This is a genomic window from Limimaricola pyoseonensis (genome assembly GCF_900102015.1).
In the GTDB taxonomy this organism is placed as follows: Bacteria; Pseudomonadota; Alphaproteobacteria; order Rhodobacterales; family Rhodobacteraceae; genus Limimaricola; species Limimaricola pyoseonensis.
In genome coordinates, this window is record NZ_FNAT01000008.1 from 116554 (window position 1) to 141216 (window position 24663).

At 73.1% G+C, this 24663-nt stretch carries 24 protein-coding genes; 9 read left to right on the forward strand and 15 right to left on the reverse strand.

The features are described 5' to 3' along the window. Window positions 1-14 precede the first annotated feature (14 nt). The 3 genes from BLT43_RS15450 to BLT43_RS15460 are packed head-to-tail and all read left to right on the forward strand — an operon-like array spanning window position 15 to window position 2526. A complete protein-coding gene (locus BLT43_RS15450) occupies window positions 15-449 on the forward strand; it encodes a GtrA family protein (protein ID WP_242652317.1) in 435 nt (144 codons plus the stop codon). After that, window positions 446-1777 (forward strand): FAD-binding oxidoreductase, encoded by a 1332-nt coding sequence (locus BLT43_RS15455; RefSeq protein WP_090114291.1) that lies wholly within the window; start codon window positions 446-448, stop codon window positions 1775-1777. The genes BLT43_RS15450 and BLT43_RS15455 overlap by 4 nt, the downstream gene beginning before the upstream one ends. Beyond that, on the forward strand, window positions 1774-2526 hold the full coding sequence (locus BLT43_RS15460; protein WP_090114293.1) for an SDR family oxidoreductase: 753 nt from the start codon (window positions 1774-1776) through the stop codon (window positions 2524-2526). The genes BLT43_RS15455 and BLT43_RS15460 overlap by 4 nt, the downstream gene beginning before the upstream one ends. Here BLT43_RS15460 and BLT43_RS15465 read toward each other — a convergent pair. The 9 genes from BLT43_RS15465 to BLT43_RS15505 all read right to left on the reverse strand — a co-directional run bounded on the left by BLT43_RS15465 (window position 2523) and on the right by BLT43_RS15505 (window position 13938). Next, window positions 2523-3989, reverse strand: a complete 1467-nt coding sequence (locus tag BLT43_RS15465) for an oligosaccharide flippase family protein (RefSeq protein ID WP_090114295.1) — start codon at window positions 3987-3989, stop codon at window positions 2523-2525. The two genes, BLT43_RS15460 and BLT43_RS15465, sit on opposite strands and share 4 nt — an antisense overlap. Next, window positions 3986-5233: an acyltransferase family protein gene (locus BLT43_RS15470; protein ID WP_165612642.1), complete on the reverse strand. Its 1248-nt coding sequence runs from the start codon at window positions 5231-5233 to the stop codon at window positions 3986-3988. Before BLT43_RS15470 ends, BLT43_RS15465 begins: the two co-directional genes overlap by 4 nt. After that, on the reverse strand, window positions 5208-6941 hold the full coding sequence (locus tag BLT43_RS15475; RefSeq protein ID WP_090114298.1) for a PQQ-dependent sugar dehydrogenase: 1734 nt from the start codon (window positions 6939-6941) through the stop codon (window positions 5208-5210). The genes BLT43_RS15470 and BLT43_RS15475 overlap by 26 nt, the downstream gene beginning before the upstream one ends. A 12-nt stretch (window positions 6942-6953) precedes the next feature. Beyond that, window positions 6954-8345 (reverse strand): FAD-dependent oxidoreductase, encoded by a 1392-nt coding sequence (locus BLT43_RS15480; protein WP_165612643.1) that lies wholly within the window; start codon window positions 8343-8345, stop codon window positions 6954-6956. A 26-nt stretch (window positions 8346-8371) separates the two neighbouring features. After that, on the reverse strand, window positions 8372-8821 hold the full coding sequence (locus BLT43_RS15485; RefSeq protein ID WP_090114302.1) for a GtrA family protein: 450 nt from the start codon (window positions 8819-8821) through the stop codon (window positions 8372-8374). Window positions 8822-8839: 18 nt separating this feature from the next. After that, window positions 8840-10042, reverse strand: a complete 1203-nt coding sequence (locus BLT43_RS15490; RefSeq protein WP_090114305.1) for a glycosyltransferase — start codon at window positions 10040-10042, stop codon at window positions 8840-8842. A gap of 50 nt (window positions 10043-10092) precedes the next feature. After that, on the reverse strand, window positions 10093-11712 hold the full coding sequence (locus BLT43_RS15495) for an ArnT family glycosyltransferase (protein ID WP_090114307.1): 1620 nt from the start codon (window positions 11710-11712) through the stop codon (window positions 10093-10095). Window positions 11713-11951: 239 nt separating this feature from the next. Beyond that, entirely contained in the window at window positions 11952-13118 is a 1167-nt protein-coding gene (locus BLT43_RS15500; RefSeq protein WP_090114309.1) for a nucleotide sugar dehydrogenase, read from the reverse strand. Window positions 13119-13335: 217 nt separating this feature from the next. Then, window positions 13336-13938 carry a helix-turn-helix transcriptional regulator gene (locus tag BLT43_RS15505; protein ID WP_242652318.1) on the reverse strand — a complete coding sequence of 201 codons (603 nt, stop codon included), beginning with the start codon at window positions 13936-13938 and terminating at the stop codon, window positions 13336-13338. A 140-nt stretch (window positions 13939-14078) separates the two neighbouring features. Between BLT43_RS15505 and BLT43_RS15510 the strand changes: the two genes are divergently transcribed. Together BLT43_RS15510 and BLT43_RS15515 are read left to right on the forward strand one after the other, a co-directional pair. After that, complete coding sequence (locus tag BLT43_RS15510; protein WP_090114313.1) at window positions 14079-14576, forward strand: autoinducer binding domain-containing protein; 498 nt, start codon at window positions 14079-14081, stop codon at window positions 14574-14576. Window positions 14577-14647: 71 nt separating this feature from the next. Then, entirely contained in the window at window positions 14648-14869 is a 222-nt protein-coding gene (locus BLT43_RS15515) for a hypothetical protein (protein ID WP_090114315.1), read from the forward strand. A gap of 28 nt (window positions 14870-14897) precedes the next feature. On the opposite strand, the gene BLT43_RS15520 is transcribed toward BLT43_RS15515, so the two are convergent. Then, a complete protein-coding gene (locus BLT43_RS15520; protein ID WP_090114317.1) occupies window positions 14898-15287 on the reverse strand; it encodes a hypothetical protein in 390 nt (129 codons plus the stop codon). Between the two features lie 355 nt (window positions 15288-15642). Between BLT43_RS15520 and BLT43_RS15525 the strand changes: the two genes are divergently transcribed. Continuing rightward, entirely contained in the window at window positions 15643-15930 is a 288-nt protein-coding gene (locus BLT43_RS15525) for a DUF1127 domain-containing protein (protein ID WP_090114319.1), read from the forward strand. 82 nt (window positions 15931-16012) lie between these two features. Here BLT43_RS15525 and BLT43_RS19470 read toward each other — a convergent pair whose 3' ends face one another. After that, entirely contained in the window at window positions 16013-16690 is a 678-nt protein-coding gene (locus BLT43_RS19470) for a DUF3108 domain-containing protein (protein ID WP_090114321.1), read from the reverse strand. Window positions 16691-16832: 142 nt separating this feature from the next. Between BLT43_RS19470 and BLT43_RS15535 the strand changes: the two genes are divergently transcribed. The 3 genes from BLT43_RS15535 to BLT43_RS15545 all read left to right on the forward strand — a co-directional run bounded on the left by BLT43_RS15535 (window position 16833) and on the right by BLT43_RS15545 (window position 19131). Then, window positions 16833-17765, forward strand: coding sequence for a LysR family transcriptional regulator (locus BLT43_RS15535; RefSeq protein WP_090114323.1), 933 nt, complete (start codon window positions 16833-16835; stop codon window positions 17763-17765). A gap of 151 nt (window positions 17766-17916) precedes the next feature. Next, window positions 17917-18306: an antitoxin Xre/MbcA/ParS toxin-binding domain-containing protein gene (locus BLT43_RS15540; protein WP_090114325.1), complete on the forward strand. Its 390-nt coding sequence runs from the start codon at window positions 17917-17919 to the stop codon at window positions 18304-18306. A 174-nt stretch (window positions 18307-18480) separates the two neighbouring features. Beyond that, window positions 18481-19131 carry a trimeric intracellular cation channel family protein gene (locus tag BLT43_RS15545; protein ID WP_090114327.1) on the forward strand — a complete coding sequence of 217 codons (651 nt, stop codon included), beginning with the start codon at window positions 18481-18483 and terminating at the stop codon, window positions 19129-19131. A 73-nt stretch (window positions 19132-19204) separates the two neighbouring features. Here BLT43_RS15545 and BLT43_RS15550 read toward each other — a convergent pair whose 3' ends face one another. From BLT43_RS15550 to BLT43_RS15565, 4 genes are all read right to left on the reverse strand, one after another. After that, on the reverse strand, window positions 19205-20644 hold the full coding sequence (locus BLT43_RS15550; RefSeq protein WP_090114329.1) for an alanine/glycine:cation symporter family protein: 1440 nt from the start codon (window positions 20642-20644) through the stop codon (window positions 19205-19207). A gap of 105 nt (window positions 20645-20749) precedes the next feature. Continuing rightward, window positions 20750-21775: a sodium:calcium antiporter gene (locus tag BLT43_RS15555; RefSeq protein WP_090114331.1), complete on the reverse strand. Its 1026-nt coding sequence runs from the start codon at window positions 21773-21775 to the stop codon at window positions 20750-20752. A gap of 34 nt (window positions 21776-21809) precedes the next feature. Beyond that, window positions 21810-23678, reverse strand: a complete 1869-nt coding sequence (locus BLT43_RS15560; RefSeq protein ID WP_090114332.1) for a coiled-coil domain-containing protein — start codon at window positions 23676-23678, stop codon at window positions 21810-21812. A gap of 84 nt (window positions 23679-23762) precedes the next feature. Continuing rightward, a complete protein-coding gene (locus BLT43_RS15565; protein ID WP_090114334.1) occupies window positions 23763-24584 on the reverse strand; it encodes a sulfotransferase family protein in 822 nt (273 codons plus the stop codon). Between the last annotated feature and the right edge of the window lie 79 nt (window positions 24585-24663).

Below are 24663 nucleotides of genomic sequence, written 5' to 3' on the forward strand. Positions count from 1 at the left end.
GCCTGAGCCCTGGCATGAGCGCCGGCCTGAGCCGCACCACGCTGGTGCTGCGCTATGCCGGCTTCGCGGTGCTCGCGACGCTGGCCAACCTCGCGGTGCAGCGGGCGGTGCTGGCGCTCGACGCCGGCCCGCGCGGCTTCATGGCCGCGGTCTTCTGCGGCACGCTCGCCGGGCTCGTGCTGAAATACCTGCTCGACAAGCGCTGGATCTTCGACGACCGCAGCCGGGGCGCCGCCGCGCATGGGCGGCGCTTCTCGCTCTACACCGCGATGGGCATCGTCACGACGGCGATCTTCTGGGCCAGCGAGACCGCCTTCTGGCTGGTCTGGCAGACCGACGCCATGCGCGAGCTGGGCGCGGTGCTGGGCCTGACGGTCGGTTACGTCGTCAAGTACCGGCTCGACCGGCGCTTCGTCTTCACCGGCAGCGCGAGTCCCCGCCCGGCATGAGGCCCACCCGCGAACTTTCCGGCTGGGGCCGCTACCCGCGCCGGCCCGGCCCGGTCGCCGCCCCGCGCGACGCGGCCGAGGCGCGCGCCGCGCTGTCCGGCGGCGTGGTGGCGCGCGGCAACGGCCGCGCCTATGGCGACAGCGCCATGGGCGCCGCCCTCACCCTCGAGACGCGGCGCATGGACCGGATGCTCGCCTTCGACCCCGAACGCGGCCAGCTGGTGGCCGAGGCGGGCGTGCTGCTGGGCGACGTCATCGACGCCTTCCTGCCGCGCGGCTGGTTTCCCTTCGTCACGCCCGGCACCAAGTTCGTGACGCTGGGCGGCGCCATCGCCGCCGACGTGCATGGCAAGAACCACCACCGCGAGGGCGGCTTCGGCGCCTTCGTCGACTGGGTCGACCTGATGGGCCCGGACGGGCAGGTGACGCGCGCCAGCCGCGAGACCGCGCCCGACCTTTTCGCCTGGACGCTGGGCGGCATGGGGCTGACGGGGGTGATCCTGCGCGCCGCGATCCGGCTGCGCCCGGTCGAGACCGGCTGGATCCGCCAGACCAGCATCATGGCCCCCGACCTCGCCGCCGCCATGGCCGCCTTCGAGGCGCATGACGCCGCGACCTACTCGGTCGCCTGGATCGACTGCCTCGCCCGCGGCCCGGCGCTCGGCCGCTCGATCCTGATGCTGGGCGAACATGCGCGCCGCGACGAGCTGCCCGTAGAGCAGCGCGAGCACCCCTTCGAGACGCCGCCGCGCCGGCGGCTGACCATGCCGCTCGACGCGCCGGCGCTGGCGCTGAACCGCTACGCCATGCGCGGCTTCAACGCGCTCTACTGGGCGCGCGGCCGGCGCGCCCCGCGCGAGACGCTGGTGGGCTGGGACGGCTATTTCTACCCGCTCGACGCGGTGCTGGGCTGGAACCGCATCTACGGGCGGCGCGGCTTTCTGCAGTTCCAATGCGTGCTGCCGCCCGACCGCGCCGAGCAAGGCCTCGCCGCGCTTCTGGGCGAGACCGCGCGCACCGGGCAGGGCTCCTTCCTCGCGGTGCTCAAGCGGCTGGGGCCGGGGGCGGGGCGCTTCGCCTTCCCGATGCCGGGATGGACGCTGGCGCTCGACTTCCCGGCCGGGCCGCGCAGCCTCGCGCTGCTCGACCGGCTCGACGCCATCACGCTGGCGCATGGCGGGCGGTTCTACCTTGCCAAGGACGCGCGGCTCGCGGCGGCGACGCTGCACGCCGCCGACCCGCGCGCCGCCCGCTTCCGCGACATGCGCCGGGCGGCCGGGCTCGACACCGCCTTCGCCTCGGCCCAATCCGAAAGGCTGCTGCTATGACCGACCCAGACCCGACCCCGGCCCCCGTGCTGATCCTCGGCGGCCGCTCCGAGATCGGGCTGGCCATCGCCCGCCGCTTCGCCGCCGACCGCCACCCGGTGGTACTGGCCGCGCGCGACGCGGCCGGGCTCGAGGCCGATCGCGCCGACATCGCGCTGCGCCACGGGGTCGAGGTCAGGCTCGCCGAGTACGACGCGCTCGACCTCGAGGCGCTGCCAGGCTTCGTGGCGGCGCAACAGCCGCCGCCCGGCATCGTCGTGTCGGTGGTCGGGCTGATGGGCGAACAGGCCGAGAGCGAGCGCGACCCGCAGGCCGCGGCACGGGTGATGCGCTCCAACTACGAGGGCCCGGCGCTGGCGCTGGGGCTCTTCGCCGAAGTCATGGCGCCGCGCGGAAAGGGCGCCATCGTCGGCGTCAGCTCGGTCGCCGGCGATCGCGGCCGCGCCTCGAACTACGTCTACGGCTCGGCCAAGGCCGGCTTCACCGCCTTCCTGTCGGGGCTGCGCAACCGCCTCTCCGACAGCGGCCTGCGCGTCGTCACCGTCAAGCCCGGCTTCGTCGCGACCCGGATGACCGAAGGCATGGACCTGCCCGCCCGCCTCACCGCCGCGCCGGCGGAGGTGGCCGAGGCGGTGGTGCGCGCGGTGCGCGGCGGGCCGGAGGTGGTCTATGTCCGGCCCATCTGGGGGCTGGTGATGCGCGCGATCCGCGGGCTGCCCGAGCCGATGTTCAAGCGCACCCGGCTTTAATGCGCGGCGCGCGGCTTCTGCAGCCAGGCGATGTCTGACTTCAGCGCCCGGCGGTTCAGCGCGGCGCAAAGCGCCACCGCCGCCGCGCCGCCCAGCACCACCACCGCCGTCGCCGCCACCGCGCTGCCGATCCCCGGCAGCACCGCCACCCGCAGCAGCAGCCCCACGCCGAGGCCGCACAGCGCCGGGCCCAGCAGCGGCTCGGCCGCCTGCCAGTTGGTCAGCGGCACGCAGCGGCCGAGAAAGCCCCAGTAGCGCGGCAGGTAGGCCAGCGCGAAGGCGCTGCGCAGCGCGATCGCGAGGCCGAGCCCCAGCGGCAGCGCCAGCAGGAACAGCCCGCCGCCGATCACCAGCCGCTCGATCGCGCTTTGCAGCCTGAGCCCGGTGCGGTCGGCCACCATGAAGACCCGCGCCCCGAGCGAGGCCAGCGCCTCGATCGCGAAGGCCGGCGCGGCCAGCGCGAAGAGCGGCGCCGCCGCGCCCCAGGGCTCCGACAACAGCACGGTGAAGACCGGCACGCCGTTCAGCGCCAGCACCGCGAAGCCCGGCAGCAGCAGCGTCGCCAGCACCCGGCTGGCCGCGCGCCAGCTGCGGCTGACCCCGGCGGGGCCTTCCTCGCCATGCCATTGCCGGGCCATCGTCACCATCGCCACCTGCGACAGCGGCCCGGCCAGCCCCATGCGCGGCAGCCGCGCCACCCGCTCGGCCATCGACCACAGCGACACCGCCGCCGCGCCGGGCCCGGCGCCGAGCGCCAGCACCGGCACCTGCGTCTGCAGCGTCTGCACCCCCGAAAACAGCAGCGTGTTGCGGCCGAACAGCAGGTGCGGGCGCAGGAGCGGCCAGCGCAGCACCCATTGCGGCCGGAAGCCCGAGAGCAGCGCGAAGCCGCCCAGCTTGACGCCCGCCAGCACCACCTGCTGCCAGACCAGCGCCCAGTAGCCGAAGCCCGCCAGCGCCAGACCCAGCGCCGTCGCCACCCCGGCGAGCCCGGCCGCGACGCCGATCGCGGCCACGGGGCGGAACCGCCCGGCGCGCTCCAGCGCCGCCTGCTGGGTCGACATCGCCGACTGCATCAGCGGCACCGTCGCCAGGAGCAGCATCACCGCCACCAGCTGCGGCTGGCCCATCGCCCGCGCGTAGAGCGGCGCGATCGCCGCCACCACCAGCGCCAGCGCGAGGCCGAGCGCGGCGAGGAACCAGAACACGCTGCTCCATTCCTCGGCGTTGAAGCCGCCGGTGCGGATCAGCGAACGGCCCATGCCGGCATCGCTGAAGGCGTTGGCGAAGAGCGGCACCGCCATGCCGAGCGCGACGATGGCGAAATCCTCGACGCTGAGCAGCCGCGCCAGGATCGGCAGGCTCGCCGCCTGCAAGAGGATCATCGCGCCGCGCGCGACCACCAGCAGCCGCACATCGGCGAAGAAGCGGCCCGGCCGGGCCGGCGTGACCGCGCCGCTCATGCCGCCGCCCCGAAGCGCGCGCCGCCGCCGAAGCGCAGCGCCGGCCAGCGCGCCTCGAGCCGCATCAGGCCGCGCCGGCCCAAGCCGGTGAGCCAGCGCTGGCCCGGCCGCTCGACCAGCCGGTGCAGCAGCAGCGCCACGCCGACCACGGCGGCGAACACCAGCGCGAAGGCGGCCCAGGGCGCGATGCCGGCGCGCTCGGCATACATGAAGCCGACCATGCCGGGGCCCTGGTGGAACAGGTAGAGCGGGTAGGAGGCCAGTCCCACCGCCACCAGGGGCGCGCTGGCCAGCGGCCGCATCGGCACGCGCCCCGCCACCGCCGCGACGATGGCCAGCACCGCGGCATAGGTCGCGGCGCGGCCCGGATGCAGCACCAGCCCGCCCTCCTGCCAGGCGACGAGATCCTTGGCGGCGATGGCGTAGAGCGCCAGCACCGCCAGCGGCACCGCGCCCGGCCGGCCCCGGCGCCACAGGTAGGCCGCCATGCCCATGCTGAACCAGCACAGGTTCTGCGGCTGCAACACCAGCGCCAGCTTGAACTGCGCGGTGGCGAGGCCCGGATCGATCATCCGCACCGTCTCGAGCCCGGCGGAGGCCAGCTGCACCGCGAGCCAGGCCAGCACGAAGTGCCGCCCCGCCAGCAGGAACACCACCGCCACCAGCGCGTAGAAGCGGATCTCGGCCCAGAGCGTCCAGTAGACCCCCTCGACCCAGCGCGGGTCGCCGCCGAGCCCGAGCGCGCCGCCGACCATGTCGGGCGGCAGGAAGACGAGGCTCGAGAGATATTCCAGCGGGGTGACGGCGAAGCGCTCCCAGCCGGGGTAATGCGTCGTCACGCCAGAGCCGTTCAGCACCAGCGTCGAGAGCGTGGCGCAGACCAGCATCGCCGGCCAGAGCCGGGCCGCGCGGCGGACCGCGAAATCGACGAGGCCCGAGCAGCGCTCCAGCGTCATCAGGATCACGAAGCCGGAGATCGCGAAGAACAGGTAGACCCCGAACCGGCCGAACTGCAGCAGCGCCGGGAAGCGGGCGCTGACATCGCCATGCGGGTAGAGCGAGACGCCCCAATGCGCCTCGCCGAAGCGGGCGAGGAAGTGGTAGAGCACCACCGCCAGCGCCGCGAGGCCGCGCAGGCCGTCGAGCGCGGCCAGCCGGCCGCCCCCGGCGGGGGGCGGCGCGGCCGGGCCTGTCAGGCCGGCCGGCCCGGCCGCGCGCTCAGAAGGCCCGGTCAAGCGCTTCAAGATACTGCACCACGAGAGGGGCCAGCTCGCTGTCGGCGACGCCCGGCATCGCCGTGCCGGGGGCGAAGCCCTGCGGATCGGCGAGGTAGGTCTCGAGCGTCGCGCTGTCCCAGCGGCCGCGCTTGCCGGCCAGCGCGTCGGTGTAGCCGGTGTAGCCCGTCGCCGCGATCTCGTCGTCCCAGATCCGCGCCAGGCTCGGGGCCTTGGCGTGCTCGTCGGGCAGCAGCGAGTGGCACTGCGCGCAATTGCCGATCTCGGTCTCGAGCCGGGCGGCCAGCTGCGGCTCGAGCTTCTGCCGGCGGGCGAAGCGCTCGACCGTCACGGCGCGGTCGGCCAGCGGCGCGGCGCTGAGGAAGACCAGCTCGCCGCTGTCGGTCCACAGCACGATCCGCCCGTCCGAATGCTGGTGCACGTCGCGCAACCGCGTGCCGATCTCGATCCGCTCGTGGTAGACGCCGCGATCGCCGTCGAGCCGCACCCGGTAGAGGCTGCGGTCGATCAGGCTGGCGACCAGCAGGTCGCCGTCCCAGTCGGGGTGGAAGCCCTGCACATAGGCCAGGCCAGAGGTCGCGACGGAGGGCATCCAGGCATGCATCGGCGGGCGATGCGTCTCGTGCCGGCCGAAGCTGACCGCGCCGGGGATCGGCGTGCTGGTGTAGGACAGCCCGTAGCTTTCGCGCGGCCAGCCGTAATTGCCGCCCGGCTCGATCAGGTTCAGCTCGTCGCCGCCCTGCGGCCCGTGCTCGGCGGCGTAGAGCCGGCCGTCGGGCAAGAGCGTCAGGCCCTGCATGTTGCGATGGCCCATCGAGACGATCCGCGCGCCGCGCCCTTCGGCATCCATGGCGAGGATCTTGCCGTATTGCGCGCCGCGGTCCTGCGCGATCGGCGGCCCGTCCGAGCGCATCCCGTCGAGGTGGAAGTCGCCGCTGGCGAGGTAGAGCATGCCGCGGCCCTCGTCCCAGGCCAGCCGGCCGCTGGCCATGTGCCCCTCGATCGCGAGGTAGCGCGTCTTCAGCGGCAAGCAGGGCGCGGTGCGGAAGATCACCCGCCAGTCGCCCGGCGCCGCGAGCGCCGCCGCCCCCGTCTCGGGCCCCAGCTCGCGCCGGGCCAGCGTGTTGGTGTAGCACGACCGCTCGGGGTGGAACTCGGTGTAGGAGACGATCAGCGCCCGGCCCGTTCCGGTCCCGATCACCTCGAGGTCGTTGTAGCGCAGGAAGCCGGCGCCGATCTGGTAGTCGGCATGGTCGGGGTCGTCGGCCAGCGCCTCGTAGGCGGCGCGGCCGGTCTCGGGCGCCATGACGCCGGTCTCGCGCACCGGGCCTTCGCCGTCGGCGGCGTAGATCATGCCGTTGTAGGTGAGCAGCAGCACCGCGTCGTCGAGCGCGGCGAGCCCGCCGCCGTTCTGCTTGAGCGCGTTGCCGTCGGTGCGGCCGGTCTCGACCCGGAACACCCGGCTGTCGATCCGCAGAAGCGCGGTCGGGATGCGCGCATCGGCGATGCGCGGCTGCTCCTGGTTCAGACCGAGCTCGCGCTCGATCTTGCCGTTCACCCTGTCGAACAGCGCGTAGGGGAAGATCTGCCGCAGGCCGACCTGGTAGCCGGCGAAGAGCAGCCCGCCCGCCAGCGCGACGAGCAGCAAGAGCAGCAGGGCGCCGCGCCCCGCGCGCCGCAGGCGGGCGGGGCGGGGGGCGGTGGAGTGTATCGTCATGAACAGGGCTCCTCAGCTGGCGGCCGCGGCGGCCAGACCGCGCGCGGAAGGGGCGGCGGGCCGGCGGACCGGCCGGTCGGCAAGGTCGCGGGCCAGCATCTCGGCCATGCGGTTGCCGTCGCGCACCGCGTAGTTGGTGCCGCGATCCATCGGGTAGATCTGCGAGAAGTTGCACAGGATCACGCCCGGGCAGGGCGTCTCGTGGTCGAGCAGCTTGTTCTCGGCAAAGCCCAGATCGACGATGTGCTGGGCGTTGCGGAGCCGGAACAGCGCGTCGTCCACCACCTCGCCGCGGTCGAACTCGGGGAACATCTCGTGGATCTGGTCGTACCAGAGCGACTTCAGATCCGGGTCCGGGGTGGTGGCATAGGCGTGCTCTGGCGGCACGTAGGCGCCGATATAGTAGATGTTGAGCCCGTCGAAGCGCTCGGCGCCGACGAGGTTGGTCAGGCTCAGGAACACCACGAAGGGCGCGTCGGGCGTGTTGACGTTGTGCCAGTAGAAGCGGGTGAACTTCTGCCTGGAGGCGAAGACATGCACCACCGCGTCGAGGTAGTCGATGCTGCGCAGCCGGGCGAAGTAGTCTGGGTCGCGCGGCTCGGAGGTGGCGATCATCTTCGCGGCGACGCCGCTCGGCACCGTCAGGAGCACCCGGTCGAAGCGGCGCGCGCCCCCGGGCAGGTCGAGCACGACCTCGTCGGTCTCGGCGTCATGGGTGATGCCGCCCACGGGGGTCTTGAGCAGGACCTCGGTGCCCGCGGCGCGCACGGGTTCCTCCAGCGCGCGGATCAGCGTGTTGAAGCCGCCCTCGAAATAACCCAGCGCCTCGCCGCCCAGCTCGGGGTCGCGGCTGTCGACCCGCTGCAGGATCCGGCCCCAGAGCCATGACATGGTGACGCGGTCGTAATACTTGTCGAACTTGCCGCGCAGCAGCGGCTCCCAGATCACGTCGCAGACCCGGCGGCCGGCATGGCGGCGCAGCCAGTCGAGCGCGGTGACGTTCTCGAAGCGCTTCCAGTCCTTGGTGCGCTGCAGCCACAGCACGCTGAGCCCGGCGCGGATCCGGTCGACGAACTTCAGCGGCGTGAAGCGGATCAGGTCGAGCGGCCCCTCCATCGGCCAGAGCTTGCCGTCGTAATAGGTCGAGACCGAGGATTTGTGGTAGCGCAGCTTGTCCTTCAGCCCCAGCTCGTCGACGAGGCCGAGGATGTGCTCGTCGGTGCGGTAGAGGAAGTGATAGGCCTGCTCGACCCGGTGCCCGGCGAGGTCGAAGCCCGCGGCGAGGCCGCCCAGCCGGTCGCCGGCCTCGATCAGCGTCACCTCGGCGCCGCTCTCGCGCAGCCGGTAGGCGGTGGTGAGACCGGTGATGCCGCCGCCGACGATGGCGATGCGAGCGCCCTGCATGTCCTGCTCCTTCATGCCCGCCCCGTTCATGCCCGGCCCCCGACACGGCGGAAGGTGATGTTGGCGTTGAGCAGGTACTGGATCGCGAAGACCACCGGCAGCGAGACGAACTTGCCGAGATTGGCCCCGAGCCCGGCCGCGGCGCAGGCGGCGATCACCGCGTAGCCGGCGATGTAGCCGATGGTGCAGACCACGACGAAGCTCATCAGCCGCAGCGCGATGAAATCATGGGTGCGGAAATTGTGGCGGGCGTTGATGGTGAAGCTCAGGAGCACCGCCGTCGGCACCGCCACCGAATGCGCGAAGAGCGCGCTGGTGCCGGCGATGTTGAACAGCACCAGGAAGATCGCGAGATCGGTGGCCGAGGCCAGCCCGCCGATGAACAGGTAGTTCACCAGGTGCCGGTGCCGGCCGTAGAGCGCGCGCAGACCCGGCGGCGTCGCGGCGCCGGTCCGATCGAGTTGGGATTGGAACATGAGGACCCCTCTCACTGATTAACCCGTGGCCTCGCCGGCCCGCGCCGCCCGGCGCTGCGCGAGCCGCAGCCCGGTGCGCAGGGAGCGGCGGTCGCGGCCCCAGATGAAGGCCTGCGTGGCGACGAAATTCCACACCACCGTGATCAGCGCGCCAGCCACGGAGACGAGGCTGAGCTGCAGATCGGCGAATTGCGCGTGCATCATCGAGGCGACCGAGACATTGGCCAGCACCCCGACCGAGCACAGCAGCGCGAAGGCGGCGAAGCCGCGCCAGAAGGCGCCGCCGGTCAGCTGCCGGTCGCGATAGGTGAGCGCGTTGTTGACGCTGAAGTTGAAGAACATCGCCACCAGCGTCGCGCCGAGCTGCGCGGCGGCAAAGCCCGTGCCCCCCAGCGCCAGAAGCGGCATCAGCACCGCCAGATGCACGAGGATGCCGACCGCGTTGATCATCGCGAAGGACAGAAACCGCGCCGGCAGCGGCACGTAGCGGCCGATCCGCTTCTCGATCAGAAACAGCGCGAAGTCCCACAGCACCCGGTTGTCGAGCTTGGAATCGCCATGCGCGCGCGGCCGGAACCGGAACGGTACCTCCATCAGGCGCGGCGGCTCGGGCGCGGCGGTGACGAGATCGAGCAGGATCTTGAAGCCCAGCTGCGACAGGTGCGGCAGCGCCGACAGCAGCAGCGACCGGCGCATCACGAAGAAGCCGGTCAGCGGGTCGGTCAGCTCGAGCCCGAGCAGGCGGTTCGCGAGCCCGATGCCGCCGTTCGAGATCTTCAGCCGCCGCGCCGAGGCCAGCCCCTCGGCCGCGGTGCCGGTCTCGTCGAGAAAGCGGCTGGCCGAGACGAGGTCGGCGGCGCCGGCCTCGATCCGCCGCACCATGCCCGGCAGCACGCTCTCGTCATGCTGCAGGTCGCCGTCGATCACCGCGATGATCTCGCCCGCCGCGGCGAGGCCGCCCTCGACCACGGCCGAGGACAGCCCGCGCCGGTCGTGGCGGCAGATCAGCCGCACCCGGCGGTCGCGCCGCGCCAGAGCGCGCACCGCCTCGGCGGTGCCGTCGGGCGAGGCGTCGTCGACGAAGATCACCTCCCAGCCGAAGCCCGCCAGCGCGGTGTCGAGCCGGCGCACGATCTCGGCGACGTTGTCGCGTTCGTTGAAGGTGGGCACCACCACGCTCAGCCCGATACCCTCCGGCCGCTCGTCTCGTTCCTGCCGCATCCTGTCCCTCCCTCCCGGTCCCTTCCGGTCGCCCGCCGCGGCGGGCCGTCTCAGCGCCGCGCCGCCAGAGTGGCGCGGCGTTGGTGGATCTCGAACGGGCCGATGGTCTCGGCCAGCGCGTAGCGCGCCCCCACGAAGTCGCGCAGTGCCGCGAACTCCTCGTCATAGACGGCGCGGCTATCGCGCCGGTCGCCGGTCACGGCGCGCATCACGTCGCCGCTCTCGATCACGAGGTAGTCGGGCGGCGCAGCCGCGAGGTCGCGCATCAGCTCGGCCCGGCTCGCCTCGGCCGACCAGCCCACGCGCTGCGGGAAGTTCGACACGAAGCGCGTGGGCGGCCTGAGCCCGCTCAGCAGGTAGAGCGAGGGCTCGAAGCCCCAGACGTAGAGCCCGGCCCCCGGCGCCGCGCGTTCGCGCAGATAGGCGGCGGCGGCCTCGATCGCCGGGCGGTCGTAGCTGTTGGTGCTGTAGGCGGCCGGCCCCGGCGCGGCGGCCGGCGCGATCCAGGCCCGGCCCTGCGCCAGCGTGCGGTCCCACAACCCGGCGGCCGGGCGGGGCAGGGCCAGCAGCAGCGCCAGCGCCACGAGGATCGCGCCCTGCACCAGCGGCCAGCCGTGGCTGCGGCGCAGCCCCAGCCAGACCCCCCAGCCCGCCACCAGCGCCAGCGGCGCCAGCGCGGCGAGGTAGTGATAGGCGAAGAACTTGCCCTGCAGCGCCACGCCGATCAGCGGGAAGGCCGCCACCGCGCAGAGATGCAGCGCGCGGCCCCGCGCCGGGTGGCGCCAGAGCCCGCAAACGAGCCCCAGCGCGATCGCCGCCGGCAGCACCGGCCAGAGCTTGCTGACCCGCCACAGCGTCTTGGCCGTGTCATGCGCAAGCCCCGGGCCGCCGCCCTCGGGGGCGACGTCGCCCAGGTAGTTCGGCGCGAAGACGAAGAGCGTCCAGACGAAGGCGGGCAGGGCGCCCGACAGATGCAGGTAGAGCGCGGTGGCCGCGAAGACCGAAAGCCCGCCTGCCACCAGCACCGCCGCGGCGCGCAGCACGGCGCCCGGCCCCGCGCCCTCGCGCGACAGCAGCACGCCGACATAGATCAGCGCGACCAGCCCGCCGCCGGCGAAGCTCGGCTTGAGCAGCGCCGCGAAGCCGTAGAGCGCGCCGGCCGCGAAGAGGTATCGCCGCTCGGTCGCCAGCACCGCCCAGACCAGCAGCGGCGCGGCGAAGGTCTCGGGCTGGCCGACATGCCAGAAGCCGAACTGCAGGATCGCCACCACCGCCAGCAGAAAGCCGATCGCCGCGGCGCGCGGGTCGAGATGCGGCCGGGTCAGCGCCCAGAAGCCCCAGCCGGTCAGCCCGAGCGAGACCGCCTCGAGCAGCCGCGGCGCCGATTCGCCCGGCCCGAACAGCGCGTCGGCCAGCGCGTAGAGAAAGAAGATGCCCGGCGGCTTGATGTCCCAGGCCTCGGAATAGGGCGCGCGCCCCTCCAGCATGCCCGAGCCGATCACCGCGAAGGTGGCCTGGTCGCGGCCCAGCGGCAGCGCCAGCATCTGCACGATCAGCAGCGCCGAGATCGCGAGCGCCACCAGTGCCAGCGCGGTGCCGAGACGGTCGGCGGGGGCGCGGTCCGCCCCGGCGGACAGGCCCTGATCCTTCGTCGTCGAGGTGCCCAGCATCACGGGGGACCTCCTTCACTGAAAACCCACATCCGGGACCGGACCCGCGATAACCGCGCGAGCGACGTCCCGGGCCGGATCCGATCCCTAAAGCCCCGGCCGCAAAGGCATCGCGGCGCTCACCCGACCGGCGGATCCGGTGGCTTCAGCCTATAGCGAGGAGCCGGTCCGGCCAAAGACAATTTTCGCGCCGTGCCTTGTGCACCGGAAACAGGCTGTTGCCGGCGCCCCGGCCCGCCTCAGTCCGAGCCGAACAGGTCGCGGGTGAACACCTTGTCGGCGACGCTCTCGAGATCGGCGGTCAGGCGGTTGGCAACGATCACCTCCGAGCGGGCGCGGAAATCGGCGAGGTCGCGGATCACCGGCGAGCCGAAGAAGCTCTCCTCCTCGAGCGCCGGCTCGTAGACCAGCACCTCGATCCCCTTGGCCTTGAGCCGCTTCATGATGCCCTGCACCGAGCTTTGCCGGAAATTGTCCGAGCCGGTCTTCATGGTCAGCCGGTAAATGCCCACCCGGCGCGGCGCGCGGGCGATGATCCGGTCGGCGATGAAGTCCTTGCGGGTGCGGTTGGCCTCGACGATGGCACCGATCAGGTTCTGCGGCACCTCGCTGTAATTGGCCAGCAGCTGCTTGGTGTCCTTGGGCAGGCAGTAGCCGCCATAGCCGAAGGAGGGGTTGGAGTAGTGCCGCCCGATCCGCGGGTCGAGACCGACCCCCTCGATGATCTGCCGCGTGTCCATGCCGAGGCTCATCGCGTAGCTGTCGAGCTCGTTGAAATAGGCCACCCGCATCGCGAGGTAGGTGTTGGCGAAGAGCTTGATCGCCTCGGCCTCGGAGGGGTCGGTGAAGAGCACCGGCACGTCCTCGGCCGCCGCGCCCTCGGTCATCAGCGCAGCGAAGGCGCGGGCGGGCTCTGAGCGGTCGCCCACCACGATGCGCGAGGGGTGGAGGTTGTCGTAAAGTGCGCGGCCCTCGCGCAGGAACTCGGGCGAGAACAGGATCCGCTCGGTGCCGAAGCGGGCGCGCATCTCGCGCACGAAGCCCACCGGGATGGTCGATTTGACGACGATCGTCGCCCCGGCCGAGAGCCCCAGCACCGTCTCGATCACCGCCTCGACCGAGGCGGTGTCGAAGCGGTTGCTGACCGGGTCGTAATTGGTCGGGGTCGAGACCAGCACGAACTCGGCGCCGGCCACCGCCTCGGCGGCGTCGGTGGTGGCGCGCAGCTCGAGCGGGCGATGCGCGAGGAACTCCTCGATCTCGGGGTCCTTGATCGGGCTGCGGCGCGCATTCACCTCGGCCACCCGGTCGGGCGAGAGGTCGCAGGCCACCACCCGGTGGTGCTGCGCCAGGAGCACCGCGTTGGACAACCCCACGTAACCGATACCGAACACCGCGATCTTCATGGCTCAACACTCCTTGTCCGGGGGGGCCCGGAACACTCCTTGTCCGGGGGGCCCGGTTAGGCCGCCCCGACCCGACTGGCAAGGCCGCGCCCGGCCGCTCCGCGACGCGTGTCCCGCGGCGCCATGATAACGGCTCATGCGCCGCAGCAAAGCGCGCAGCGCCGCCGGCGCGTCCCGCAAGTGACGGATAATGCCGATTATGTCGCGAAGGCCGGTCTCAGATCAGCCCGTACTGCGTGGCGATCGCCGCGGCATGGGTGCCGTTCGAGGCGCCGAGCTTGGCGCGGGCGTTCTTCAGACGCTGCTTGATCGCCCCCTCGGTCACGCCCTGCTCATGCGCGATCTGCTTGATGCGGATGCCGGCCTTGATCCGCTCCAGCACCACGATCTCGGCCGCGGTGAGCGTGGTCGGCGGCGCCAGACGGCCATGCAGCTCGGCCAGATGCGCCGCCAGCACGTCGAGCTCGCCCTGCTCGTATTCGCGCCCCGAGCGGAAGAACAGCCCGTAGGAGCGCAGCCCGTTGGTTTCGCTGAAGGCCGCGACGGCGCCGTAGCGCAGCCCGAAGGGCGCGGCCCGGTCGATGATGCCCAGCGGGTCGTCGGCGCGCAGCGCGCTCCAGCGCGTCGCGCCGGAATGCGCGTAGGACCAGCGCATCGCCGGGTCGCCGAAAAAGAACTTCTCGCGCGAATAGAGATCGATCCAGCCCTGCGGCAGCGCGTTGAACTCGGTGGCCGGAAAGGCGAAGCGGATCCGCAGCCCGAGGTAATAGCCCTTCGGCGCCATCCGCGCGGCGATTTCCGGCGAGATCTGCTGAGTCACGGCAACGACCTGTCCTAAAGTCCAATCCGGGGCCGCTTTCCCTTTCGGGCGAAACGGCGAACATCTATGCAACCGATCCGGTCGCCCGCGCTGGGGCCGAGCGCAGACCCTAACCCGCGCATGCATGGAAAGGCAAGAAGTTGGACGCTGGCAAGCTTGTCATCGCCGCGCTGGCGCGGCTGGTCGAGATCGCGCCGGCGGGCTTCGCGATCGGGCTGCACGTGCGATTCACCGCCGCCACCTACATGTTCGAGAGCTATCCGCAGGCCTGGCGCGACCTCTATGCCCGCGAAGGCATGCTGATGCGCGACCCGACCGTGCTCTGGGCGATGCATCACGCCGGCGCCAAGCCGTGGGAGGAGCTGGCCGAGATCGACGGCGCCGGCGTGCTGAGCCGCGCGCGCGAGTTCGGCGTGATCCACGGCCACACCCGCTCGATCCACGAGAACGGCGACATCAGCTTCGGCGGGCTGGCCCGCAGCGACCGGCCCTTCACCGCCGCCGAGATCGACGAGATCGGCGAGATCCTGCAGCAGATGCACGACGCGACCGCCCGCCGGCAGACGCTGGGCACGGGCCTCAGCGCCCGGCTGCGCGACATGGCGGTGGTGATGACCGAGCGCGGCACCGAAGGCTAGGCGCGAAACCCGGGGCCGCCCTCGGCCGTTGGGTCCTGCCCCCCGCAGGGCGCAGCCAGAGGGAGACCGACATGGAACGTGCCTTCGAACATGACGGGCAGGCTTGCCGGATCGAGGCCCGGCTCGAGGACGAGATCTGGCATGTCAGGGCGATGCGCGGCGACAAGGTCGTCTGCACCGCCGGCCGGGTGCCGCGCACGCACCGGCTCGACGCCGAGGCCCTGGGCGGCGACGACCCGTTGCGCGCAATGCTCGACGCCTACGAGCAGCGCATCCGCTCCGGGCAGCTCTAGCCCGTCCGGCCGGGCCGCGCGATCGGGCTCAGACCGCCTCGGCCAGCGGCGCCGCCTCGATGCAGCCCATCAAGAGCGCGAGGTCGTCGGCCAGCGCGTCCTGCAGCCCCGGCGCCGAGAGGTAGAGCGCGGCGAGCCGCTCCTCGGCGCGGGCGCAGAGCAGCCGCAGCTGCGTGCTGTTGAACTGCCGGCGCAGCTCGGCCGAGACGGCATCGCCCGAGAACGGCGCCTCGCGCAGCAGCGCGGCGGCGCGGCGCAGGCTGGCCTCGCAGCCGCAGCGCTCGACCATCCCGCTCGACAGCGCGCCGACGATCGCCGCCCGGCGGAACCGCTCCGGCCCGCCCTCCGGCGCCGCCGCCGTCGCGTCGAGCCAGTCGGCGAGCGTCTCGGGGCGGTGATACTGGACCGTCTGGGTCATGCGGTGGCTCTCCCTGTCCGCCGCGTGGGGCGGGATGTTGATATTGCTGTGGTCTTTGTTGACCTTGGCGTCACATCTAGGGCGCAGCCCCGGCCCGGTGAACCTGTCCGTTGCGACATGTCGGGCGGTGCCGCGCGGACCGCGCTGGCGAACGGTGCGGCGCGGTGCGGCCCGATCGTCGCCGGGGCGCCGACAATCCGGCGCGCCGCGCCATGATCGCAAGGACTTTGCGCGAGTCGCCGCGACTGCATGGCGGCCATGCCGAATGGGCGGGGCTCGAGGTCTGGGGCGGGTGGAGACGCTCTGTTAATCGGCGGCTCCGCAACGCAAAAACACAGACAGAAGGATTCGCGCCGTGCCTGCCATCGCCGCGTCGCCGCTCGCTCTCACCACCTCGTTCGCGCGCCTGGCCGCCGCCTGCGGCCGCTGGTTCGCCCATCGCCAGTCGCTGTGCGACCTGCGCCAGCTGTCGGATGCCGATCTCGCGCATCTGGGCATCCGCCGGGACACGCTGCACCGCGTCATCGCGCGCAGCACCGGCCTCGCGCCGCGCCCGGCCGCGCCGGCGCGCGAAAGCCAAGCCGCGCGGCCGCTGCCCGGCGGCGCGATCGGCCTTCTGACCTCGGCGGCGCTGCGCCGCTGACCCGGCCGGGGCGGCCCTTTGGCCGCCCCGTCACCGCGCGCCGGCCTCGGCGCGCCAACTCAGAGCGCCGGCCAAATCCGCTTCAGCGCGCCAGCGTCACCGTGAAGATCCCGGCCCGCGCGGAGATTTCCTCCAGCCGCCAGACGCCGCCCTCCGGCGCCGCGTAATCCAGCCGCAGCGACAGCGACTTCAGCTCCAGCGGCGCGAGGTAGCCCGGCCCCGCCACCACCTTGTGGCGCAGCTGGCAGAACGCCCGCTCCCCCTGCCGCTCGGCCGTCTCCAGCGACAGCTCGGCCACCCGCCGCCCGTCGAACACCCGGATCGCGTCCGGGCAGCCGCGCGTGTCGACCAGCCGCCCGAAGGCCGTGACCGGGTCGAGCACGCCCGCCGGCACCGCCGCCGCCACGCTCAGCGCCGTCGCCTCCTCGGCCGGCTGCACCGACACGGTGGCGACGCGGCCGCCGTCGATCTTCATCGACACGTCGCGGGTCTTGCGGCTCGACCGGGTGGCGGCGCTGTGCGCCACCACGCCGCCCTCGGCTTGGCTCTGCGCCGCGAAGCGGCCGTCGAAGACCCCGAAGGGCGTGCTGTCGAAGGTCGAGACCAGCCGCGCCCCGCCGCCCTCGCGCGCGTAGCTCACCTGCCCCAGCCGGTCCCCGGCCAGCGAGACGGTGAAGCTTTCGGCGGCGGCGAGGCCGGGCCAGGCCGCCAGCAGGCACAGGCCGGCGAGGCGGCCGAGACGGGAAGGACGGGTCGACATGCGGGGGCTCCTGTCGCGAGGGGTGCCACCTGACTGGCATGCCGGGCCGGCCGGCGCCAGTGCCGGCGTGGCCCGCCTTGCCCGCCGGCCGCTGGCCCCCTCCCCGGCGCCGCGCTATGAGGCGGCGCGAAAGGAGCGCGCCTTGGCCTATCTCGACAATCTCCGCACCTTCGTCCGGGTCTACGAGCTCGGCTCGATGTCGGCCGCCGGGCGCGACCTGCGGATCTCGGCCGCCGTCACCTCGGCCCGGATCGGCCAGCTCGAGGCGCATCTGGGCGTGCGGCTGTTCCAGCGCACCACCCGCAGCCTCGCCCCGACCGAGCAGGGCCGCAGCTTCTACGAGGGCGCGCGCGCCGTTCTGGAGCGGCTCGAGGAGGCCGAGGCGATGGTCTCGGAGATCACCGAGACGCCGCGCGGCGTGATCCATCTCGCCGCGCCGCTGGGTCTGGGGCGGCGGCTGATCGCGCCCGAGGCGCGCGGCTTCGCCGAGGCCTACCCGCAGATCGAGCTGCGGCTCAGGCTGTCGGACCGCAGCGTCGACCTCGCCGCCGAGGCGATCGATGTCAGCTTCTTCCTCGGCCACCCGGCCGACAGCGACCTGAAGATCCGCCACATCGCCACCTGCGCGCGCGTGCTCTGCGCCGCGCCCGACTACGTGGCGCGGCGCGGCATGCCCGAAGACGGCGCGGCGCTCCTGCGCGACGGGCATGACTGCCTGAACCTGCGCTTTCCCGGCGCGACCGAGTTCCGCTGGACGCTGCAGACGCCCGAGGGGCCGCGCCGCTTCGCCGTGGCCGGCCGGCTCGAATGCGACGACGGCGACGTGCTGACCGACTGGGCGCTCGACGGCGCGGGCATCGTGCTCAAGCCGGTGTTCGAGGTGGCGGGGCATCTGGCCGAGGGCCGGCTGGTGCCGGTGGCGCGCGCCACGCCGCCGCTGCCGGTGCAGATGGCCTGCCTCTACCAGCACCGCCGCTGGCAGGACCCGAAGACCCGGCTGTTCATGGACCACATGTCCGGCCGCCTCTCGGCGGCGCTGCGGGCGGCCGAGACACGGGCCGCCGCCGCGCTCTAGCGGAACCGCGGGGGCCGCACGGGCGTATGTCCCATGCACTTTCGGCGGGCATCGGCAAGAATCTGCCCATCCGCCGGGCGACCGGGAACCCGAAACTGCCGCGAAACCCCGGCTCTGCTATAGCGGGGGCAAGGACCAGCAGGAGCACGCCATGACCGCACTCGCCCTCCAGCCGACCGAACGCCCCGTCGCCGCCGCCGAAGCGCGGCCGCTGGTGCGCAGCACGGTGATGCTGGCCCGGGTCTGGCAGCTGCGCGACGCGCAGATGGTGGCGATCCTCGGCGACATGCAGCCCGAGGCGTGGCGCCGCTGGTGCGACGGCCGGGTCGAGATCGTCGACCGCGAGCGCCTGCGCCGCATGGCCGTGCTGGTCGAGATCCACGTCGCCACCCGCGCCGCCAGCGCCGCGCTCGGCGCCGCCGACTGGATCCGCGCCCGCCTGCCCGAGCTCGACGGCCGGAGCCCGCTGCAGCTGATGGCCAGCGGCCGGATCGAGGACCTGCTGCGCCTGCGCGACCGCTTCGCCGCCCTGCCCGCCTGAGCCGCCCGCCTGAGCCGCCCCCCCCGTCCGCCCGGCGCCGGTTCCCCGCCTCGCCCGCCATGTGCGTGGCGCATGGCCGCGCCCCGGCCCGCCGCCGCGGCGCATCGGGGGCTTGGCAGCGGCGATGCGCCGGTCTAAGGCGCCGCTCCGCCCGACCCTCGCCCGGAGCCCGCCATGGATCTCGCCCTCGCCCCGCTCGTCGCCGCCCTCGACATCGCGGCCGCGCTCTCCTTCGCGGTGACCGGCGCGCTGGTCGCCTCGCGCAAGGAACTCGACATCCTCGGCTTCGTCTGGCTGGCGGTGATCACCGGCGTCGGCGGCGGCACGCTGCGCGACCTGCTCCTGGGCCTGCCGGTGTTCTGGGTCGAGGACCCGACGCCGGTTCTGGTCTGCCTCGGCACCGCGCTCGCGATGCATTTCGGCGCGCATCTGATGGAATACCGCTACCGCTACATCCTGTGGTTCGACGCCTTCGGCATGGCGCTGGTCAGCGTCGTCGGCACGCTCAAGGCGCTCGACGCCGGTGCCGCGATGCCGGTGGCGATCGCCATGGGGGTGATCACCGCCAATGTCGGCGGCATCATCCGCGACACGCTCGGGCAGGAGCCCTCGGTGATCCTGCGGCGCGAGGTCTATGTCGCGGCCTCGATGCTGGGCGCGGCCACCTGCGCGGCCGTCGACGCCTTCGGCCTGCCGCGCGAGGCGGCCGCGCTGGCGGGCTTCGCGGCCGCCTTCGCGCTGCGCATCCTCGCGCTCTGGCGCGGCTGGTCGCTGCCGGCCTACCGCTCGCGCCCCGGCCGGGCCAACCCGCCGACCCGGCTCTGAGCACCCATTCACGAAAAAGGCCGGCGGGGTCGCCCCCGCCGGCCCGTGTCCCGGCCTCTCTGGCCCTTTGGCGTCAGGCCACCTGCCGCAGCGGCGCGGGCTTGGTCCAGGCCGTCTGGTCGATGTCGAGATCGGCATAGTCGGCCGGGTCGAGCACCGGCTCCACCGCGCCGGCGCGCAGCTGCCTGCGGTAATCGGCCAGCAGCCGCATCCCCACCGGGAACAGCATCGCCAGCGCGATCAGGTTGACCAGCGCCAGCAGCCCCATCAGCGGGTCCGAGAAGAAGAACACCGCCGTCGCGCCCGGCGCCGCGGCGCCGAGGAACACCACCACCGGCACCGCCAGCCGCAGCGCCAGCACGCCGAAGCGGTTGCCGGTCAGCACGCTCACCGCCGTCTCGCCGAGATAGTAGTTGTAGATGATCGAGCTGAAGGCGAAGAGCAGCACAGCCCCGGTCAGGAAGTACTGCGACCAGTCGCCCAGATGGCCGACCAGGCTCTGCTGGGTCAGCGCGACGCCGTCCACATCCGTGGCGCCCGGCACGTAGACGTCGCCCAGAAGGATCACCATCGCGGTGCAGGTGCAGATGATCACCGTGTCGATGAACACCGACAGCGACTGCACGATGCCCTGCGTCATCGGGTGCGGCACCGCCGCCGCCGCCGCCACGTTCGGGGCCGAGCCGAGGCCCGCCTCGTTCGAGAAGAGCCCGCGCCGCATGCCCTGCGCCACCGCCGCGCCGACGCCGCCGCCGACCGCTTCCTCGAGGCCGACCGCGTTGGCGACGATGGTCCAGAGCGCGGCCGGCACCTCGGTGAAGTTGAGCACGATCACCGCCAGCGCCATCGCGATGTAGCCGAGCGCCATGATCGGGATGATCACGTCCGCGACCCGCGCGATGCGGCGGATGCCGCCGAACACGATCACCGCCGTGACCAGCGCCAGGAACACGCCGACCATCACCGGGTCGAGCCCGAGGCTGTCATTGGCGGCCACCGCCACGGTGTTGCCCTGGAAGGCCGAGAAGCCGAGCCCGAAGCTCGCCAAGAGCGCGATGGCGTAGATCACCGCCAGCCAGTTGAAGCTCTGCCCCAGACCGTGCTGGATGTACTGCGCCGGGCCGCCGCGGAAGGTGCCGTCGGGCTCGCTGCGCTTGTAGAGCTGCGCCAGCGCGCATTCGAACAGCGAGGTGGCCATGCCGATCAGCGCCACCACCCACATCCAGAACACCGCGCCGGGCCCGCCCAGCGTGATCGCTACCGCGACGCCGGCGATGTTGCCGCCGCCGACCCGGCCGCCGATCGACACCAGCAGCGCCTCGCGCGAGGAGACCTCGCCCTCGCCCTGCCCGTGGCCGCCCGAGAGCACGTTCCACATCCGCCCGAAGAAGCGGAACTGCACGAAACCCGAAATCAACGTGAAGGCCCCGCCGAGCACGATCAGGAACGGGATCAGCGCCCAGCCCCATGTCGCGTCCCCGAGCCAGCCGAAGGCCGTCTGCAACCAATCCATCGCGCCCGTTCTCCTCAATCCGTCGTGAACCATTGATGTCTGACGCGGCTCTTTGGCGCAAACCCCCGCGTGTCGCAATGCGCGGGGCCGGCCCGCGCCGGCACGTCACCGCAGCACCAGCGCCACCGACACGGCATAGAGGCCGAGCACGGCGAGGCTCTCGAAGCCGATCCGCGCCGGGCCGGTCTTCTCGCGCCTGAGCATCCCCAGAAGCAGCACCCCGGTCATCAGCAGCGCCAGCAAGGCCGTTGTGCGGTCGCCCGGCCCCATCGCGCCGTAGATCGAGCCCTCGTCGAACAGGTCGGCGGCCGAGAGGAACATCACCTCGAAGGCGTTGCCGCCGATCACGTCGCCCACCGCGAGGCTGACCGCGCCGATCCGCACCGCGGCGATCGCGGTGACCAGCTCGGGCAGCGAATTGGCGACGCCCGCGAAGACCGTGCCGATCGCGCTCTCGCCGAGGCCCGTCATCTCGTTGAGCGCGAGGCTCGCCTCGCCGATCGCCCAGCCCGCCACGGCGGTGATCCCGGCATAGAGCGTGAAGCGCAGCCACAGCGCGCGGTCGGGCACGCCGTCCTCGCGGTCGGGCTCGGACACCTCCTCGCGGGTTTCGTCGGTCTGCACCGGGTGCCACATCGGGTCGTCGTGGATATGCGACAACAGCCGCAGCCCCAGCCCGTAGATCACCGGGATCAGCACCGAGGCCGGATGCACGCCCCACAGCGTCACCTGCGGCTCGGCCGAGGCCAGAAGCGGGATGGTGAGCAGCACCATCAAGAGCACGCCCTGCGTCAGCCCCGCCACCGAGGCGGCGGCGTGTTCGAGATTGGCGCGGCGGTAGAACAGGTCGGCCACGGCGATGAAGGCGGTCTGCGCCGTCAGCCCGCCGAGCGCGTTGCCGACGGCGAGGCCCGAGGCCCCCTGCCACGCGGTCGAGACCGAGGTGATGGCGCCGGGCAGCGAGGTCGCGGCGCCGACGAAGAGCGCGCCGGCCACCACCTCGCCCATGCCGGTGCGGTCGGCCAGCGCGTCGGCGACATGCGCAAGCCGCACCCCGGCCAGCGCGATCGCCGCGGCCGCGGCGACGAACACCGCGACCACGGCCCAGAGCGGCAGGGCCGCCAGTGTCATGCCGGCGGGCCGGCTCCGATCCGCGCGGCCGGGCTCACTCGGCCGCCTTCAGCTCGCGCCCGGCGAAGAGCGCGCAGCTGCCGTCGTCGTCGGCCATGGCAAAGCCGGTCTCGGTCGGGCTCAGGCCGCAGCGCATCGGGAAGCGCGCCCGGCCGGTGTCGCCGCGCGCCTCCTGCAGCACGAGATACTCGCCCTCGACCGTGTAGCGGCCGGTGACGCGGCCCATGTCCTCGGCGCCGGCCATGCTGAAGCGGCCGTCCTCCGACAGCTTCACCGCGATCGGGCCGAGCATGTAGAGCCCCGGCTGCAGCCCGTCGCCGCCGCTCGCGGGCGCGGCCGCGCCCTGCGTCGCCGCGCCGCCCAGCCCGGCGGCCCCGGCCTGCGCCTCGCCCTCGGCGGCCGCGGTTTCGGTGGCCTCGGCCGCGCCGTCGCCCTCGGCGGCATCAGCCGCCTGCGCCGCGTCGCCTTCGGTGGCCTCGGCAGCGCCGGCCTCGTCGGCACTCGTCGCGGCAGCCTCGTCCTCGGTGGCCTCGTCCGCCTCGGTCGCCTGCGCCCCGTCATCCTCGGTGGCCTCGTCCGAGCCGGCCTCGTCGGCACCCGCCGCAGCCTCGCCCCCGGCGGCATCCCCCGCCTCGGTCGCCTGCGCAGCGTCGTCCTCGGTCACCTCGTCCGAGCCGGCCTCATCGGCACCCGCCGCGTCAGCTTCGCCCTCGGCGGCATCCTCCGCCGCGGGCGCCTGTGCCGCATCGTCTTCGGTGGCCTCGGTCGCCTCGGCCTCGCCGGCCTCCGCCGCAGCGCCTTCGCCTTCGGCTGCCTGATCCAGCGCTTCGTCCGCCGGCAGCTCGGTGATCCGCGGCGCGGCGGCTTCGCCCTCGGCGGGCTGCGCGGCCTCGTCCTCGGCCGGCAGCTCGGTGATCCGCGGCGCGGCCTCGGTTTCGGCGGCGGCCTCCTGAGGCAGGTCGGTGATGCGCGGGGCCTCAGACGTGCCGGCGGTGGCGAGGTCGCCGCCCTGCAGCGCGGCGATCCGGCGCTCGGTCTCGGCCAGCTCCTCGGCGCCGGCGGCCAGCACCTCGGCCAGCGCGGTCACCTGCTCCTGCAGGCGGGCGCGGCGGTCCTGCGCGGCCTCGACGTCGGAGCGCAGCGCGGAGCGGTCGTCGGTCAGGCTGCCGATCTCGACGTCCAGTCGCTCGTGGCGGGCCTCCAGCTCGGCCAGGCGCGCCTCGGCCTCGCCGACCTGCTGGCGCAGGTTCGCGTTCTCCTCGCGCAGGCCGCTCAGGGTCGACTCGGCGGCGCTCACCTGGCGGGTCAGCTCGGCCGCCTCGTCGCTCAGCGTGGCGATCAGCTCGCGCAGCTCGGCCTCCTCGGCGCGGGCGGTGTCGAGCCGCTCCTGCACCGCGGCCAGCTCGGACTCGGCGCGCTCGGCCGCGCCCTGCGCCTCGTCGCGGCGGGTCTCGAAACCGTCGAGCTCGGCGCGCATCGGCGCCAGCTGCTCCTCGAGCGCGGCGACGTCGGCCTCGCGCGCGGCGAGATCCTCCTCGGCGGTGCCGATCTGGTCCTGAAGCTCCGTGAGACGGGTCTCGGCCGGGGCGATGTCGGCCTCAATGGTGGCGCGGCGGTTCTGCAGCTCCTCCTCCTCGACCCGCAGGGTCTCGAGCTCGGTGCGCAGCACCTCGATGCTGCCCACGGTCTCGCTCTGCACCGCGAGCTGGTCCTCGACCTCGCCGATCTGGGCGCGCGCCTGCTCGAGCTCGCCCGAGACGCCGGCGCGCGACACCGCGAGCCAGAGCACGATGAGCCAGCCGACGACGGCGGCGGCGACGGCGATCCAGAAGACGAGGCCGCGCCCCCCGGCGCCGCCTCCGCCGGACCGGTCTGGGGTGGTGGTGCTGTCGGTTTCGGCCATCTTTCTCTCCCTCGTCTCGCGCGCGCCCGCGCGCCTGTTCCGAACAAGCCAACCGGGGGCGGGGCGCCAAGTTCCGGTTCGCGTTCAATTCTCCGCCCGGCGCGGCGGCCACTGCGCGGCGACCGCCTCGCACACCGCCCGCAGCGGATGCGCGACCGCCGCGCCCGGCAGCGGCCCGACCGCGCCATGGGGGCCGTAGCCCAGCCGCAGCATCACCGCGCGCACCGCCTCGGGCAAGGGCGCGGTCTCTGACAGGTCGTAGTCGCGGTTGCCGTCGCGCACCGGCTCGGCGGGCGCGGTGGCAAGGCCGGACCCCGGGTCGGGCGCGAGGTCGCAGAACGCCGCAAGCGCCCGCCGCGCCGCGTCCGGGTCGGCCACCAGATCCTCGTAGCGCAGGATCAGCCGCGCATGCAGCCGCCCGGCATCCTCGAGCGCAATCTCGTGCGCCCGCGCCCAATGCGCCACCAGTTCGGCCTCGCCGCGCGCGCTCCACTTCGCCGTGGCCCGCGCCACCGCCAGCGGGTGGCGGGTGACGATCACGAACTGCGACAGCGGGAAGAGCTGCTGGTAGAGCCGGGTCCGCAGCAGGTTGACCGGCGACTTCTCGACCCGCCACGGCACGCCGTCCGGAAACCACGGCGCCCAGTCCGCCTCGATCCGCTCGCGCGTCTCGAGCCGGTCGTAAGGACCGCCCTCGACCAGGTGCTGGGCCGGGTCGAAGGCGAAGGCGCCGGGCTCGCCGGCCCGCGCGTCATGCGGGATCGCGCCCTGCAGGTAGACGCCCTCGTTCTCGGGCACGGGTGCGTGCGTTATCGTACCCATCCCCGGGATCGTCCCGGCGATCCGCGCGGCCAGCGAGGTGCCCGAGCGGTGCAGCCCGCCGATGAAGAGGTAACGATGACGCATGTTTGCTCCGCCGGGGCTCCGGATCCCGCGGCAAACTAGCGCGGCGGCGCGCCGGTCCAGCCCCGGAAAGGCCGTATCT

What these genes read in the sequence shown, in the direction of transcription:
- BLT43_RS15450 (WP_242652317.1), top strand. Translation starts at nt 15, where the DNA reads ATGAGCGCCGGCCTGAGCCGCACCACGCTGGTGCTGCGCTATGCCGGC.
- BLT43_RS15455 (WP_090114291.1), top strand. Translation starts at nt 446, where the DNA reads ATGAGGCCCACCCGCGAACTTTCCGGCTGGGGCCGCTACCCGCGCCGG.
- BLT43_RS15460 (WP_090114293.1), top strand. Translation starts at nt 1,774, where the DNA reads ATGACCGACCCAGACCCGACCCCGGCCCCCGTGCTGATCCTCGGCGGC.
- BLT43_RS15465 (WP_090114295.1), bottom strand. Translation starts at nt 3,989, where the DNA reads ATGAGCGGCGCGGTCACGCCGGCCCGGCCGGGCCGCTTCTTCGCCGAT.
- BLT43_RS15475 (WP_090114298.1), bottom strand. Translation starts at nt 6,941, where the DNA reads ATGACGATACACTCCACCGCCCCCCGCCCCGCCCGCCTGCGGCGCGCG.
- BLT43_RS15480 (WP_165612643.1), bottom strand. Translation starts at nt 8,345, where the DNA reads ATGCAGGGCGCTCGCATCGCCATCGTCGGCGGCGGCATCACCGGTCTC.
- BLT43_RS15485 (WP_090114302.1), bottom strand. Translation starts at nt 8,821, where the DNA reads ATGTTCCAATCCCAACTCGATCGGACCGGCGCCGCGACGCCGCCGGGT.
- BLT43_RS15490 (WP_090114305.1), bottom strand. Translation starts at nt 10,042, where the DNA reads ATGCGGCAGGAACGAGACGAGCGGCCGGAGGGTATCGGGCTGAGCGTG.
- BLT43_RS15495 (WP_090114307.1), bottom strand. Translation starts at nt 11,712, where the DNA reads ATGCTGGGCACCTCGACGACGAAGGATCAGGGCCTGTCCGCCGGGGCG.
- BLT43_RS15500 (WP_090114309.1), bottom strand. Translation starts at nt 13,118, where the DNA reads ATGAAGATCGCGGTGTTCGGTATCGGTTACGTGGGGTTGTCCAACGCG.
- BLT43_RS15515 (WP_090114315.1), top strand. Translation starts at nt 14,648, where the DNA reads ATGGAACGTGCCTTCGAACATGACGGGCAGGCTTGCCGGATCGAGGCC.
- BLT43_RS15520 (WP_090114317.1), bottom strand. Translation starts at nt 15,287, where the DNA reads ATGACCCAGACGGTCCAGTATCACCGCCCCGAGACGCTCGCCGACTGG.
- BLT43_RS19470 (WP_090114321.1), bottom strand. Translation starts at nt 16,690, where the DNA reads ATGTCGACCCGTCCTTCCCGTCTCGGCCGCCTCGCCGGCCTGTGCCTG.
- BLT43_RS15540 (WP_090114325.1), top strand. Translation starts at nt 17,917, where the DNA reads ATGACCGCACTCGCCCTCCAGCCGACCGAACGCCCCGTCGCCGCCGCC.
- BLT43_RS15545 (WP_090114327.1), top strand. Translation starts at nt 18,481, where the DNA reads ATGGATCTCGCCCTCGCCCCGCTCGTCGCCGCCCTCGACATCGCGGCC.
- BLT43_RS15550 (WP_090114329.1), bottom strand. Translation starts at nt 20,644, where the DNA reads ATGGATTGGTTGCAGACGGCCTTCGGCTGGCTCGGGGACGCGACATGG.
- BLT43_RS15555 (WP_090114331.1), bottom strand. Translation starts at nt 21,775, where the DNA reads ATGACACTGGCGGCCCTGCCGCTCTGGGCCGTGGTCGCGGTGTTCGTC.
- BLT43_RS15560 (WP_090114332.1), bottom strand. Translation starts at nt 23,678, where the DNA reads ATGGCCGAAACCGACAGCACCACCACCCCAGACCGGTCCGGCGGAGGC.
- BLT43_RS15565 (WP_090114334.1), bottom strand. Translation starts at nt 24,584, where the DNA reads ATGCGTCATCGTTACCTCTTCATCGGCGGGCTGCACCGCTCGGGCACC.